Annotated in this window: 14 protein-coding genes; 5 read left to right on the top strand and 9 right to left on the bottom strand. The window is 44.4% G+C overall.

Features of this window, described 5'->3' with window-relative positions; all coding sequences use genetic code 11:
* Positions 1 to 9 precede the first annotated feature (9 nt).
* From OV592_RS03205 to OV592_RS03220, 4 genes are all read right to left on the bottom strand, one after another.
* The gene (locus OV592_RS03205; RefSeq protein WP_406610368.1) at positions 10 to 546 is read right to left on the bottom strand and encodes a TRAP transporter small permease; all 537 of its coding nucleotides are present in this window, start codon (positions 544 to 546) and stop codon (positions 10 to 12) included.
* A gap of 69 nt (positions 547 to 615) precedes the next feature.
* Entirely contained in the window at positions 616 to 1,596 is a 981-nt protein-coding gene (locus tag OV592_RS03210; RefSeq protein ID WP_406610369.1) for a TRAP transporter substrate-binding protein, read from the bottom strand.
* 200 nt (positions 1,597 to 1,796) lie between these two features.
* Positions 1,797 to 3,146, bottom strand: coding sequence for a sigma-54-dependent transcriptional regulator (locus tag OV592_RS03215; RefSeq protein WP_406610370.1), 1,350 nt, complete (start codon positions 3,144 to 3,146; stop codon positions 1,797 to 1,799).
* A 14-nt stretch (positions 3,147 to 3,160) separates the two neighbouring features.
* On the bottom strand, positions 3,161 to 4,963 hold the full coding sequence (locus OV592_RS03220) for an ATP-binding protein (protein ID WP_406610371.1): 1,803 nt from the start codon (positions 4,961 to 4,963) through the stop codon (positions 3,161 to 3,163).
* A gap of 213 nt (positions 4,964 to 5,176) precedes the next feature.
* On the opposite strand from OV592_RS03220, the gene OV592_RS03225 reads away from it, so the two are divergent.
* Genes OV592_RS03225 through OV592_RS03235 form a run of 3 tightly spaced genes read left to right on the top strand, consistent with a single transcriptional unit; the run spans position 5,177 to position 9,415 of the window.
* The gene (locus tag OV592_RS03225) at positions 5,177 to 6,967 is read left to right on the top strand and encodes an assimilatory sulfite reductase (NADPH) flavoprotein subunit (protein WP_406610372.1); all 1,791 of its coding nucleotides are present in this window, start codon (positions 5,177 to 5,179) and stop codon (positions 6,965 to 6,967) included.
* On the top strand, positions 6,967 to 8,670 hold the full coding sequence (gene cysI / locus OV592_RS03230; protein ID WP_406610373.1) for an assimilatory sulfite reductase (NADPH) hemoprotein subunit: 1,704 nt from the start codon (positions 6,967 to 6,969) through the stop codon (positions 8,668 to 8,670). The genes OV592_RS03225 and cysI overlap by 1 nt, the downstream gene beginning before the upstream one ends.
* Entirely contained in the window at positions 8,663 to 9,415 is a 753-nt protein-coding gene (locus tag OV592_RS03235) for a phosphoadenylyl-sulfate reductase (RefSeq protein WP_406610374.1), read from the top strand. Before cysI ends, OV592_RS03235 begins: the two co-directional genes overlap by 8 nt.
* A gap of 54 nt (positions 9,416 to 9,469) precedes the next feature.
* On the opposite strand, the gene OV592_RS03240 is transcribed toward OV592_RS03235, so the two are convergent.
* From OV592_RS03240 to OV592_RS03255, 4 genes are all read right to left on the bottom strand, one after another.
* On the bottom strand, positions 9,470 to 10,291 hold the full coding sequence (locus OV592_RS03240; RefSeq protein ID WP_406610375.1) for a TIGR03899 family protein: 822 nt from the start codon (positions 10,289 to 10,291) through the stop codon (positions 9,470 to 9,472).
* A gap of 258 nt (positions 10,292 to 10,549) precedes the next feature.
* Positions 10,550 to 11,092 (bottom strand): YtfJ family protein, encoded by a 543-nt coding sequence (locus OV592_RS03245; RefSeq protein ID WP_016403568.1) that lies wholly within the window; start codon positions 11,090 to 11,092, stop codon positions 10,550 to 10,552.
* Positions 11,093 to 11,169: 77 nt separating this feature from the next.
* Positions 11,170 to 12,090: a hypothetical protein gene (locus OV592_RS03250; RefSeq protein ID WP_406610376.1), complete on the bottom strand. Its 921-nt coding sequence runs from the start codon at positions 12,088 to 12,090 to the stop codon at positions 11,170 to 11,172.
* An 81-nt stretch (positions 12,091 to 12,171) separates the two neighbouring features.
* Positions 12,172 to 12,411 carry a hypothetical protein gene (locus tag OV592_RS03255; RefSeq protein WP_406610377.1) on the bottom strand — a complete coding sequence of 80 codons (240 nt, stop codon included), beginning with the start codon at positions 12,409 to 12,411 and terminating at the stop codon, positions 12,172 to 12,174.
* A gap of 49 nt (positions 12,412 to 12,460) precedes the next feature.
* Between OV592_RS03255 and OV592_RS03260 the strand changes: the two genes are divergently transcribed.
* Entirely contained in the window at positions 12,461 to 12,793 is a 333-nt protein-coding gene (locus OV592_RS03260; RefSeq protein WP_051147667.1) for a hypothetical protein, read from the top strand.
* A 67-nt stretch (positions 12,794 to 12,860) separates the two neighbouring features.
* Positions 12,861 to 14,210 carry a UDP-N-acetylmuramate:L-alanyl-gamma-D-glutamyl-meso-diaminopimelate ligase gene (gene mpl / locus OV592_RS03265; protein ID WP_406610378.1) on the top strand — a complete coding sequence of 450 codons (1,350 nt, stop codon included), beginning with the start codon at positions 12,861 to 12,863 and terminating at the stop codon, positions 14,208 to 14,210.
* A 26-nt stretch (positions 14,211 to 14,236) separates the two neighbouring features.
* Here the strand turns inward: mpl and OV592_RS03270 are convergent, their stop codons facing one another.
* Positions 14,237 to 14,854 (bottom strand): TetR/AcrR family transcriptional regulator, encoded by a 618-nt coding sequence (locus OV592_RS03270; protein ID WP_016403573.1) that lies wholly within the window; start codon positions 14,852 to 14,854, stop codon positions 14,237 to 14,239.
* Between the last annotated feature and the right edge of the window lie 19 nt (positions 14,855 to 14,873).

Below are 14,873 nucleotides of genomic sequence, written 5' to 3' on the forward strand. Positions count from 1 at the left end.
CGCAAGTGCTTATTGTTTTTTTAGTTCGTCGGCGAGTTGCATGCTTTCTTTGGCTTCATCGGCCAAGTGAAAGCCGTCTTGCCGGTTGGTTAGTACTTTCCAGCCCACTTCTAGGAAGCGAATGACCAACAGTACAAAGCCAATGAACAACACACTCATGGTTTTCCACTTTTCTATGGGCAGGTCTTCCATCTCAATGCCAATACGCGCTAGCTTGCTTAAGTAAACCCAAGAGCCATACATAAATAGGCAGCAATAAAACAAACATAGGCTTAGCGCTATTAAGGTAAGCCACTTGCGTTGGTTAGGCGGTAACACCTTTACAAAGGCATCTACGCCAATGTGAGCACCTTCTCGCACGCCCCAGCTTGCGCCTAGTAGTACTAACCATGCTGAGCAATACAAGGTGACTTCTTGTACCCAATGAATGCCGGCGTTGAATACAAAACGCATGATCACTTCTACAAATACCAGTAGCGTCATCGTAACCAACAATAATGCGATGAAGTTTTCTTCAAAGCGGCGGAACCAAGCAACAAACTTCATGTGATGTCCTTATCCAAGAGCGTAAGTCAATGAATGAGCGCAGAGCGAGGGGACTCTGCGCTTCTTCACTTACTGGTTAGCAGCTACCGCAGCATCAATAATGTTTTTGCCAATTTCACTTTCGAATTGCTGCCATACAGGTTTCATTGCTTCTACCCATTGCTGACGTTGCTCTGGGCTTAGTGAAATGATTTCTGAACGGTTTGAAGCCATTATGTTGGCCTTGTCTTTCTCGGCTTTTTGCGCCGCTATTTGGTTACCGTGTGCAACTGCTTCGTCTAGAGCTGCCTTTAACTCATTGCGTATGTCGTCCGGTAGCTCATGCCAAAATTCGGCTGAAGTAACAATTAGGTAGTCCAATACACCGTGGTTTGACTCGGTAATGCTGGCTTGTACTTCAAAGAATTTTTTAGAATAAATGTTGGACCAGGTATTTTCTTGGCCATCAATGGCGCGGGTTTGTAGTAGGGTAAAAACCTCTGAAAAGGGCTTTTTAAGTGGCACAGCATCAACGGCTTCAAACTGAGCAGCTAATACATCGGAAGACATAATGCGGAACTTTTTGCCTTTTGCATCGGCAGGGGTGTAAAGCGGCTCGTTAGCCGATAGCTGTTTCATGCCATTGTGTAAGTAACCTAGCCCCACTAAGCCTTTACTTTCTAGAGAAGACAACAACTCTTGACCGGCGCTACTGGCTTGGAAGCGCTCAACAGCCGCCATATCTTGGAATAGAAAAGGAAGGTCGAATACTTGTAGTTTTTTAGTGTATTTTTTGAATTTAGACAGCGAAGGTGAGATCAGCTCAACATCGCCCAGTAGCAGGGCCTCTAGCTCTTTCCCGTCTCCGTATAGCTGAGAATTTGGATAAACCTTAACTTCTACTTTTCCGGGTAAGCGTTGGTCGACGAGTTCTTTAAATTTTAAAGCCATTTGGCCTTTAGGAGTATTTTCTGCAACAACATGTGAGAATTTCAGCTCGATGGGGGCGGCATTTACAGCGCTGGCAAATGCAATGCTTAAAGCGGTGAGCGTACTTGCTAATAGCTTCATTTTATTCTTCCTTGTGTAGGGTTGGTTGTTTACAACGCTACACCTTAGAGCAAGCAGTAAGCCAAGTTTTCAGTCTGGCTCTAAGTGTTTGAATAAATGAGATTAGTTGTTTTATTCTTAATCGGTGAATCTATCTACAGCTAAAGTTATGGGGGGATCCGCCCCCATCTAATAATGGCAAATGGGTCGATTTCACCCCATTACTCGGGTTCGACTTCTTTGTAGTCGCCCTTGTCTAATTGATACTTTTTCATCTTTTCGTAAAGGGTTTTCCGGCCGATTTGTAGCTCTTCCTGCACGGTCTTTAAATGGCCCTTATGGCGCTGAAGTGCATCTTGCAGCAAGGTGCGTTCAAAACGATAAAGCTGTTCCATTAAACTCAGTGACTGCTGGTGGTTTTGACTCTCGCTAAATGCCGCATCTTCGCCCATTAATACCCAACGCTCAGCTAGATTACGTAGCTCGCGAACATTGCCGGGCCAGTCATGGTTAACTAATTCGGCTAAACGTGACGGCGAGACTTCGGGGCTATTTAACTGATAGCGAGCAGCAGCTACCCGCAGAAAGTTTTCCAATAATAATGGAATGTCTTCAGCGCGTTCACGCAAAGCGGGTATGTGCACCTCAACAACGTTTAAGCGATAGTACAAATCGCTGCGAAACTCACCTTGCTCGCCCAGATCTTTTAAATCACTTTTGGTGGCGGCAATAACGCGAATATTAAGCGATGTAGCTTGGTTGCTGCCTAATGGCTCTACGCTGCGCTCTTCCAGCACCCGTAGCAGCTTAATCTGCAGCGCCATTGGCATGCTCTCTATCTCGTCGAGAAATAGGGTGCCATGATTGGCAAAGGCAATTTTGCCAATGCGCTTTTTTTGTGCTCCAGTAAATGCGCCGGCTTCGTGGCCAAATAACTCGCTCTCAATCATTGTTTCTGGCACTGCACCACAGTTGATTGCCACAAAAGGCTGTTTGGCTCGCACGCTATGGTCATGTAAAAAGCGCGCAACCAGTTCTTTGCCGGTGCCTGTTTCACCATGAATTAATACATCTGCAGGGGTATCTTTAATATGGCTAAGAATTTTGCGCATGCGGGTGATTGCGGGCGTAGAGCCAAGTATCCGTGGCCCAGGGCCACTTTGAGCATCCAACTCCGCTTTTAACTCGCGGTTTTCTAAGGTGAGTCGGCGCTTTTCTATGGCTCTTTGCAGAACATCTAACAAGTGGCTGGTGGAAAAAGGTTTCTCTAAGAAATCATAAGCACCATCGCGAATCGCCTTAATGGCCATAGATATATCACCATGGCCGGTAAGCAGAATAATCGGTAAATCGGCATCAATTTGATGGGCTTGTTGCATCATCTCTAAGCCGCTTAAACCTGGCATATTGATGTCTGAAATGATCACGCCTGGCCAGGTAGGTTTAATTTGCCGTAAAGCCTGTTCGGCATTTTCAAAACGCAGGCATTCGTAGTCTTCTAACTCTAAAGTTTGTCCCAGAGAGCGCAAAATATCGGGGTCGTCATCAATGATTATTACCGGTGTATACACAGTTACCTCTAGTGTTAACTATTAGCAGGTGGGGTGTGAGTGCGTAAACGAATAACAAACTCAGGGCCGATATCCGCTAAGTTACTCACGCTCAGTTCGCCTTCAAAAGACTCGATTAAACGTTTAGATATTGCCATGCCTAAACCCAAGCCTTGTTTTTTGGTAGTGAAAAAGGGCTCAAATATGCGTTGCTGCTGTTCCTCGCTCAACATCGGCCCGTTATCCCAAATAGCAATGCACTGCCAGTTGTCTTGCTGATATTGCCTAATGCCTAGTAGGGGAGATTGAATACCTTCTAGGGCGTCAATGGCATTGTTAATAAGGTTTATCAGTACTTGCTCTAGTTGAATCGCGTCGGCTTTTACCCATTGCTCATCTTGGCCGCTAAATTCAATTTTAATGTTATTGGCGACAATTCGGTTAGCGAGAATAGATAGGGCAGCGTTAATCGAAACCGCGCTAGATACCGCACTGGTTTGTCCGCTGGACTTCCTCGAGAAAATCTTAAATTTAGCAATCATTTTACTCATCATAGAGGTGAGCTTAATGATGTCTTGTAGGTTGTGAGTCACTTGTTCATGTTGCAGTTTTTGTTGGAAGCGCAGGGCATTTTCGGCATAGCTTTGCATAGCCGTTAAGGGTTGGTTTAGTTCGTGATTAATCCCCGCAGAGAGCTCGCCTAGGGTGGCAAGTTTAGCGGCTTGCACCAGTTCATCTTCAGTTTTTTTAAGGGTATTGGCGGTGCGGCGATAGTCATCAATAGCTTGCTGTAATTGTTGATTGCTTTGAGTAAGCTCGGCGGTGCGTTGCGTAACTCTTTCTTCTAATTGATGGTTGGCCTGGGCTTGCATTGCACGGCTTAGTTGTAGCTGTCGCCAATATAAATAAAGTAATACCAAGCCAAGATAAAATAGCGAACTTAAAAATAGCGCCTCAGCTATATCGCCTATATAACCACTGTCTTTAGATAAAGCATATAAACGCCAACCGGCGGTGGGCAATACTCGGTTGGTGCTAATGTAATCTACTCGCTGGCCGCCGTAATTGGGCAAATTAATACTGTTTGGGCGTAAGTCTTGCGCCATATTTTTTAGCTGGTGTTCGCCATATTGGCGAGAGTTTATTAGCTGCTGACGTAACGATTCTGGCAAGGCTTTAATGCTGCGGTAAAGCCAGTGAGCTTGCGAGGCATAAAAAACCACACCGTGTTTGTCGGTGAGTAGGTACTCAAAGTTAGGGTCTCGCCAGCTCTTATCAATAATGTTTAGCGCGACTTTTACCACTATTACCCCAACTACCCGTTGTTGTATTTTTACTGGCGCAGAAAAGTAATAACCGCGAATGCCTGAGCGAGAGCCCAAGGCAAAGTATTGCCCATATTTACCTAAGATAGCGGTTTGGAAATAGGGGCGGTAACTATAGTTACTTCCCACAAACGAGCGGGCACTTTGCCAATTACTAGAAGCCAAGGTGGTGCCGCTAGGGTCGAGTAAGTAGGTAACATCACTACCTTGTAGATCGTTTACATGTTGCAGGTAGAGGTTAAGAGCGTGACGACGCTGGCTGGTAACGTTAAGACTAAGTGGCTCGGACAGTTGCTGCTGAATCGCCAGCACCTTAGGGAAGTTGCGAAATCTATCCAGCTCATGCTGAATACTGCGTTGTAAACGTTGGCTTTCTTCAAGTAGTTGGCTTTGCTGTTGCTGCTTAGCTTGGTATTGCGCAGTGACACTCGCCAGCAATGACAGTAGCAACCAAGCTAGCACTAGCAGCAGCTTTTGCCTTAAGGGAATATTGTTTTTTGAACGCTGTTCCATCGCGAACCAATTAACCAAGGGAATAAAATAAGCTTATATAACAATTGCCGATATTGCTGGTTGTTCAGTCACATAGTGCAAATTGTGAACGGATTGTCCGCTGCTAAGTGACCATATATTACCTACGGTTATAAAAAATCCCGTTTTATTCTTTATTGTCTTAGGTCGTGCTTGGGTAGACTAGCTGCAATTGTGAATCTAGGGTGCGATAAAATGCTGTTAAAGGAACTTTCGTCATTGGCTAGTCCATTGTCTGAGCAACAGGTTAGCCTGCTGCAACAGGCTACGGCTGAGCTGTCGGTAACTCAACTCGCCTGGGTAAGTGGTTACCTGGCGGGCGTAGGACAAAACGCGGGTCAGTTGGCACCGCTTGCGCAAGCACAACCTGCAGGCAAACTAACTATTCTTTATGCTTCTCAAACGGGTAATGCCAAAGGTGTTGCCGAAGAGTTGCATTCTGCTGCTCAAGCTCAAGACATTAACGCCGAAGTTGTTAATGTGGCTGATTACAAAGCAAAAAACTTGAAGAATGAAACCCATTTGTTGATTGTTGCCAGTACGAATGGTGAAGGCGAGCCACCCGATGATGCTATCGAGTTCCACGAGTTTTTAGCCTCTAAAAAAGCACCTAAGCTGGATAACTTAAAATACAGTGTATTGGCTTTAGGCGATTCAAGTTATGAGTTTTTCTGCCAAACCGGTAAAGATTTTGATGAGCGTTTAGCGGCTCTAGGCGCAGAGCGTGTATGTGAGCGTGTTGATTGTGATGTTGATTACGACAAAGACGCAGCAAGCTGGACTGAGCAAGCATTAGCCGAAGTTAAGCAAACCTTAAGCGCAGAAGCGACTAGCTCGGTGGTTAGCTTGCCGGTAAACGCTCCAGCAGCTAGTCAATACAACAAAAAGAACCCTTATGCTGCTGAGCTGAGCTTAAGCCAGAAGATCACTGGTCGTGATTCAGCGAAAGATGTTCGCCATGTTGAAATCGATTTAGCTGATTCAGGCATTCAATACCAAGCCGGTGATGCCCTAGGTGTATGGTTTGAAAATGACCGTGAGTTAGTGGCCAAAATTATCGCGCGTTTAGGTCTAAAAGAAGACCAAACCGTTAGTATTGACGAGCAAGAATTTAGCTTAGTCGACGCACTAACTGAAAAGTTAGAAATTACTCAAACCAGTGGCGCATTTGTTGAAGCTTGGGCTAATTGGTCTGCCAGTAAAAAACTACAAACTGTGGTTGCCGATAAAGACAAACTGCGAGAGTACGCCGCTAATCATCAAGTGATCGATGTATTGCTAGAGAAAAAAGCCAAAGTGGCAGCACAAGATTTTGTTGATGCTTTGCGTAAAATTACGCCGCGACTTTACTCTATTGCTTCTGCACAAGCAGAGGTAGAAGAAGAGGTTCATTTAACGGTTGGTGTAGTGAGCTACCAACAGGGTGATGAACAGCGCTTGGGTGGGGCTTCTGGTTTCTTAGGTGCTCGTGCTGAAGAAGGCGCCCAAGTTAAAGTGTTTGTTGAACATAACGACAACTTCCGCTTGCCAAGCAACCCTGAAACGCCAGTAATTATGGTTGGTCCAGGTACGGGTATCGCGCCATTCCGCGCATTTATGCAACAGCGTGATGCCAGCGATGCCGAGGGTAAAAACTGGTTGTTCTTTGGTGATCAAACCTTTACTCAAGACTTCTTATATCAAACCGAATGGCAAGGTTACTTGAAATCAGGCTTGTTAAGTAAGCTAGACGTAGCATTCTCGCGTGACCAAGCAGAGAAAATCTATGTGCAAGATCGCTTAAGAGAAAATGCTGAAGAAGTTTTCCAATGGTTAGAAGAAGGTGCCCACCTTTACATTTGTGGTGACGCAAACCGCATGGCGAAAGATGTGCACCAAGCCCTTATCGATATTATTGCTGAGCAAGGCAAACAAAGCCCTGAACAAGCAGAAGAGTATTTAAAACAGTTACGCAGCGCTAAGCGTTACCAGAAGGATGTTTACTAATGAGTTCGGATCTAATTGTTGAAGGCAAGTTGTCAGATAATGAGCGCCTAAAGCGAGAGAGTAACTTCCTGCGTGGCACTATTGAAGCTGACCTAAGTGATCGTATCACTGGTGGATTTACAGCAGATAACTTTCAGTTAATTCGTTTCCACGGTATGTACCAGCAAGATGACCGTGATATTCGTGCAGAGCGAACCAAGCAAAAGCTAGAGCCGCTGCACAATGTAATGTTACGAGCGCGTATGCCTGGCGGGATTATTCAGCCTAAGCAGTGGTTGGCCATTGATAAGTTTGCTACCGACCACACTATGTACGGCAGTATTCGTTTAACCACGCGTCAAACTTTCCAGTTTCACGGGGTGTTAAAGCCAAACATTAAATTAATGCACCAAACACTTAACAGTATTGGCATTGACTCTATTGCAACCGCCGGTGATGTTAACCGAAACGTATTATGTACCAGTAATCCGGTTGAATCTGAACTGCACCAAGAAGCTTACGAATGGGCGACTAAAATCAGTGAACACCTATTACCTAAAACCCGCGCCTACGCCGAGATTTGGCTAGATGGTGAAAAGGTTGAAGGTGGTGAAGAAGAGCCTATTTTAGGTTCTAATTACTTACCGCGTAAATTTAAAACCACAGTAGTGATTCCACCTCACAATGATATAGACGTGCACGCTAACGACCTTAACTTTGTTGCGATTGCTGATAACGGCAAGTTAGTAGGTTTTAACGTTTTGGTAGGTGGCGGCCTTGCGATGACTCACGGTGATAAGTCTACTTACCCGCGTCGCGCCGATGACTTTGGTTTTGTTCCTCTTGATAAAACCTTAGATGTGGCTGCGGCAGTGGTAACTACGCAGCGCGACTGGGGTAACCGAGTTAATCGTAAAAATGCTAAAACCAAATACACGCTCGACCGTGTGGGTAGCGATACCTTTAAGCAAGAGGTTGAAAAGCGCGCTGGCATTAACTTCGAAGCAAGTCGTCCTTATGAGTTTACCTCTCGCGGTGACCGTATTGGTTGGGTAGAAGGCATTGATGGTAAGTACCACTTAACCGTATTTATTGAAAACGGCCGTTTGTTAGATTACCCCGAAAAGGCCTTGAAAACCGGCGTTGCCAAAATTGCTGAAATTCACAAAGGTGACTTCCGCATGACCGCTAACCAAAACTTAGTTATTGCGGGTGTAGCAGCTAAAGACAAAGCCAAAATAGAAAAGCTTGCACGTGAACATGGCTTAATTGATGATAGTCACAGTTCGCAGCGTCTAAATTCTATGGCTTGTGTTGCGTTCCCAACGTGTCCACTAGCCATGGCTGAAGCCGAGCGTTACTTGCCTGGTTTGGTTGACGATGTAGAGCAATTGCTGGCTAAGCACGCAATGAACGATGAGCACATTATTTTACGAGTAACTGGCTGTCCTAACGGTTGTGGCCGCGCAATGCTTGCCGAAGCAGGCTTGGTGGGCAAAGGACCAGGTAAGTACAACTTATATCTAGGTGGTAACCAAAGCGGAACACGTATTCCAAAACTCTATTTAGAGGGCATTGGTGAGCAAGAAATCTTGTCTGAATTAGACGGTTTAATTGCTCGCTGGGCTAAAGAGCGTGAGCAAGATGAAGCTTTTGGTGACTTTGTAATTCGTGCTGGAATTGTCGCTGAAGTAAAAGTAAGCGTTAGGGATTTTCATGACTAACTTAGATTTGGAGCAACTGGTTGCACTCCCTGTTGAGGCCCGTGTTGCTGAGTTATCTGAAGTAAATAAAGAACTTGAAGGCATGAGTGCACAACAACGTGCGGCTTGGGCCCTAGAGAACTTGCCCCAGCAAGTGGTATTAACCTCTAGCTTTGGCATTCAAGCTGCGGTTAGTTTGCACCTGTTGACGCAAATTAAGCCCGATATTCCGGTGATACTTACCGATACAGGCTACTTGTTTCCTGAAACATACCGCTTTATTGATGAGCTAACTGAACGCTTAAACCTTAACCTACAGGTATATAAGTCGAAGCAGTCTAACGCATGGCAAGAAGCGCGTTTTGGTAAGCTTTGGGAGCAAGGTGTTGAAGGCTTAAAGCAATACAACACCTTGAATAAAGTTGAGCCTATGCAGCGCGCTTTTAAAGAGCTAGAAGTTAAGAGCTGGTTCTCAGGTTTGCGTCGCAGTCAGTCGTCTTCTCGTTCAGACTTACCTGTGCTGCAAATTCAAAATGGTGCTTTCAAGATATTACCCATTATCGATTGGAGTAATAAAGATGTGCACTATTACTTAAAAGATCACAACTTGCCTTATCACCCTTTGTGGGAACAAGGTTATGTGTCGGTTGGGGATGTGCAAACCTCACAACCCTTGCAAGCTGGGATGAGTGAAGAAGATACTCGCTTCTTCGGCTTGAAGCGAGAATGTGGCTTACACGAAGAAGTAGCTGGCAGCGGTATTTAAATTTATCAGAGTTAAACCAAAACGCGGCCTTAGCCGCGTTTTTTGTTTTAATGCTTAGTGAAGCTCAAAATAGTTATGTAATAGTTGCTCTAAATGCTCTTGATAAGAAGCTATAGGCTGAGTGGTAATCAGTTTAGCTAGCTCATCACCAATAGGAGTGAAGCGATGGTAAAGCAGTCTAGCGCCTTTATAGCGAGGTTTTAAGGCATAATGTGCTTGCCCATGTATCAATGGTGTGTCGTGATGTGATGAAGGACGGATCTCGAGTTCTTTATCGAAAATTAACCCTAAGTCAATTAACTGCAAAACATGGTGATAAGGCATGCGATGCTGCCCTAAGCTAATTTTGTCCAGTTTCGCTCTTACCAAACCTAAATTACTGGCTGGCCTTGCAACACCCGTTAAGATCTTATTGTTAGTTTCTCCACCAACACTAGAGCTTAATTCACAGGCGGTTTGAAACCACATTGCTTCACGTTGCGTCATTAGTTTTAAGGTGCGCAGCGCTTTAACCGAAAAGCTACCAGGAGTAGCAAGCTCTTGGCTAAGAATATCGGCCCACAACATTTGCATTGATTTAACTTGGGTATTGCTAGCTAAGTGCAAAAACTCGGTCAACCAATCGGCGTCAGGTTCACTGCCTACGTCTTGTTCACTGGTTTTTTGTGCGGCAAAGTAAAAAATACTTTCTAAGTTTTTTTGTTGCGTAGCTAGTTCAACGGTAGTCCTAACCTTAGCGCGTTGTGACCAGGTAGAAGCAGCCTTTTCCTTATATAATAGGGCATCTAAACCGCGCTGCTTAGCTATTTTGGCTAATTGCAGTTTACTGTTCTCTACTTGGCTGTTTTTGTTCTCGGTGATCGGCTTATCTGACATGAATTACTCCTCGCTGCCTCATTTTTACTGAGGATTCACCGATAAAGCAAGTTTGCAATCATTGTTAAAAGTGTTAAATTTAGGTTAACTGGTGATAAGGGAGGTGGTTGTGTTAAAAAACCTTACCGTATGGACTAAACGACATAAAGTTCTAACTGTTTTAATGAGTGCCTACGTTGTTAGCTTGTTGGTGTTAATGACAATGTTTGAATAGGCGTAATCAAGTTTACGCCTATCAACTTTTCACTGTTGTTTAAGTTAGATATTTGCCTCAATCAAACCAATAACCTGATCGATTTCTTGTTGATTTAACTCTCCATCCTTAGCAAATAAAACGGTGCCGCTGGCATCAAGTAGAATAATGGCCGAAGACTTTGCTTTTAGCTGCCATAGCTCAAATAGCTCTCCTTTTTTATCTAGTACGAAGCTTGCCTTTGGAAAGGCTTTTTTGTTTTTCTTTAGTTTCCCTTTTACAAAACCAGAAGTGCCAAAGATGGCGTCGTCTAGGTTTACTATGGTTACGGTTTGGTAAACATCATCGCCAAATTTGGCTTGCTTTACTGCCTCGATCATTGGTGCATTGAGTTCTTTAGCGCTAGTTCGCCCGGCCATTGCTTGAATAAGCATCACCTTGCCGTTAAGTTGTTGGGTGCTCCAAGCGCTATAACTGATATCGTCGCCAGCAAGCTGTAGTTCCCCTGCGTTATCAATATCAATGCTAGGTAGGTTGCCGCCAGTATTTACGTTAAGTGCCATCGCCCATGCTGGTAGTAGGCTTAAAAGTAGTAATAGATGCTTCACGTTGTAATCCTTTATGCTTGGCTGAGTTAATCAGGTCAGACCTGTGTGAAACATTTATAACAAAAAATCAACAAATCTTAATAGAGGGCATCGCTAATCAATTGTACTTCTGCGAGCAACATCTCTTTTATGAGCTCAGACGAACCTGAAACAAGGGTATGAGCGCTATCTCCAATGATTATTGTAGGCCCCTCGATGCCGCTGCTGGCATCAATGGTTAACCAAGCCGGTGAAGCACTTCCAACGCTGTCTGCTGGATATACCATATACAAAGGATAGTTGGGGGCCAGTTCACTTAATACTAGCGCGAGTAATAAAGCGCGTTCATCGCTATCGGCTCGGTTGTCTTTTAATACATCTACCGGAGAAGTAAAGCTGTAATTGTTCTCCTGTTTGCTGGGTATAGTAAGTAACCAAGCTTGAGCTTCTGCAAGTGATCTATTCAAATCTCCCTGCTGGGTGAAGTGCTCAATAATTGGATTTACGCGGTCGCGATTTTGATAAAACAGCTGTGAGTAATTAGGGCGAACGCAGGGGTACTGCGCCCCTTGTGGGTGTAAGCACGGCAGCAGCCCTAGGTGGCGAAATGCATCGTGAGTATATTGTTCATAGGCATCCCACAGCATTTTTGAAGAGGGGCTATCACTGTCACTACGCAGTGCTTGAAGGATGTCATCTAAACGGGTTTCGGGGTCGTCGACATACTGGTTAATCATTGCAACAGCGTGTTCTAAGCGTGGACTTAAATAAGCGCTAATTGCCTGCGATGGGTAGGTTAGGCTGTAACTTAACCGAAAGGTTTCTACTTCAGACTGATGAATTAAATCTTCAGAAAATTGAAGTTTTAGCTGCTGATATTGACCTTGGGTATCAGACCATTGCCATTCGCCATAGAATGTATTGTCACCAAGTTGTTCACTGGCAGCAATGCTAAGAGACTGATTACTAAAAAGTAAGCTGCTTAAATAAAGCAAGCCCAGTGCAGCAGTTCGACTCATAATCGCCTCTCAGTGCTAATTAGCTATACCTTAAGTAAATAGCACTGATTGGCGAGTTTGCTAAATTTTGTTAATTATTTGTTACTTTGGGCAGGCGCCTTTTTGATAAGTATTTATCTCAGGATCGCCACAGGCAGAACAGGCATTACCGTACTCTTTCAACTCACCATTTACTTCGCCACATACTGGGTCATATTCCATAGTACAAATCTGTGGACGAGGTTCTTCACAGCTACCATCAACCTTGAGCATAGACTCTGGAGTTTGGCTACAGGCCATTAAAATAAGAGCAAAAAATGCGATAACAACGTGCTTAATCATGAGCAATCACCTAAACTTTTAAAGGCTTTAGATTGTAGATGATAAACTTATGATGCGTCGACTGAAATACGCTTTTATTACTATGTTTCTGCTGGCTTTTTCTGCCACTGCTGGCCCTATTATTGTGCAAAAAAGCTCAGACCCAAATAAGGTTGACGCCTTTGAGCTACAAAAAGAGTTGCTAGAACAACATTTATGGCAGGAGCAGCTGCGCAATCAAGCTCAACTGCAGTGGTTAAGAGAGCTTCCCATTGGTTGTGTTTTTAACGCAACTGGCGACTATCAATGTGGTTTAAATTGGTATCGACCATACCGCTACCAGCAACAGCAGTTATATATTCAAATTCCTGATCCAGAAACAACCCGCAGAAATACACATTAGCTTCAATAATTTGTGGCGTTAAGTGCTATTCTAGGCGCTGGTTTTTGCTTTCAAACATATTGTATTTATGCATATTCATATTTTAGGTATTTGTGGCACCTTTATGGGTGGTTTGGCGATGCTTGCACGTGAGTCTGGAATGCGTGTAACAGGCAGTGATTTAAACGTATATCCACCCATGAGCACGCAATTGGAGTCCTTAGGTATAGAGCTTATTCAGGGTTATGATCCTGCCCAATTAGAGCCTACTCCTGATCTAGTGGTAGTAGGGAATGCCATGAGTCGGGGCAACCCTTGTGTTGAATATGTTTTAGACAAAGGCCTCAAATACTGCTCCGGTCCAGAGTGGCTTAAACAGTATATTTTACCCGAAAAGTGGGTATTGGCGGTAGCAGGCACACACGGTAAAACGACTACAGCAAGTATGCTAGCGTGGATTTTGGAAGATAACGATATGGCGCCCGGTTACCTTATCGGTGGCGTTCCGCGTAACTTTTCAGGGTCTGCTCGATTAGGTGATACGCCATTTTTTGTGGTGGAAGCAGACGAGTATGACAGCGCATTTTTTGATAAACGCTCCAAGTTTGTTCATTATCAACCGCGCACTTTGGTGTTAAACAACTTAGAGTTTGACCATGCTGATATATTTGACGATCTAGCTGCAATTCAAAAACAGTTTCATCACTTAATGAGAATAGTTCCAGCTGCTGGCCGAGTTATCGCACCAAAAAGTAATGAAGCAATTCAGCAGGTTATTAGGCAAGGATGTTGGTCTGATCTGGAGCAAACTGGAGACGGTGAAGCGTGGCAGTGGCACGCTAATAAAAGTGATTGTAGCGAGCTGGATATAGTATTAAATGGTCAATCCCAAGGTATTTTAAGTTGGGATTTAATTGGTCAGCACAATGCTGAGAATGCCTTAATGGCAATTGCCGCAGCCCGTCATGTTGGGGTTTTGCCTAGCCTTGCCATTGATAGCTTACAAAAATTCTTACCTCCTAAACGACGCCTCGAATTGTTAGCTGAGCGAAACGGTATTCGTTTGTTTGATGACTTTGCCCATCATCCAAGTGCAATTAGTAGCACTTTAGCGGGTTTACGTGCCCAAGTAGGAAAGCAGCGGATTATTGCAATTTTAGAGGCACGCTCTAACACCATGAAAATGGGCGTGCATCAAGAACGTTTAGCCGAGAGTTTACAAGTGGCCGACGTGGTATTTTTATATCAGCCAGATCAAAGCAACCAATACATTGCTAGTACAGCAGCCACGCTTAAGCAGGCGAAGGTCGCTAGCAGTGTTGCCGAGATAGTTGAGCAAGTAGCTGAAATGATGGTCGAAGGTGATCAGATTTTGGTAATGAGCAATGGCGGGTTTGAAGGTATACACACTAAGCTTAGTGCGTTAATCGAGCATTAAAAAAGGGCCCTTAGGGCCCTTACTACTTACTTACCCGGTGGGCGCAGTAGTGACAATACAAAGTCATTCAAGAAATCTACAACTTCTTGGCGCTCTGGGCTGTCTGGTCGATTAATCATTTGTACTGCTAGGTACAATCCTGCGTTAATCGCTTGAGCAGCTTGTAAAGCATTTAGCGCGCTACTGATTTCTTTGCTATCGAAGCCCGATTGAATGCTCTCGCCAATTTGTTGGTTGATTTTAGCCATTACAGCGCTAAAACGTGGCCATACGTCTTCACGTACTGAAGAGCTCCACTCTAGCCAAATGTGAGTCACATCTGAGTTGCTGTAAGCCAGTTCTACCAAAGCTGACAAATGATGCTGGATAGCAGTAATCGCATTTTCATCAGTTGGGTAAGTTTGCTCAACCAAACCTAACATAGTTTGCTCTACCTCAGATAGAACGGCATCCACTAGGTCTTCACGGGTATTAAAGTAGTTAAAAACAGTTGCTACCGATACGTTTGCTAGTTCAGCGATTTCGGCGTGACCTGCACGACCAATACCACGACGGGCAAAAATTTCAACAGCGCATTGCATGAGCTGTTTACGGCGAACTTCTGGTGACAGCCGGGTACGGCGTCTTAAGGTGCTAGTTTGCATAGTTTGTTCTCGCGTTTGT

It is taken from the genome of Agarivorans sp. JK6 (genome assembly GCF_045277145.1).
Classification (GTDB): domain Bacteria; phylum Pseudomonadota; class Gammaproteobacteria; order Enterobacterales; family Celerinatantimonadaceae; genus Agarivorans; species Agarivorans albus.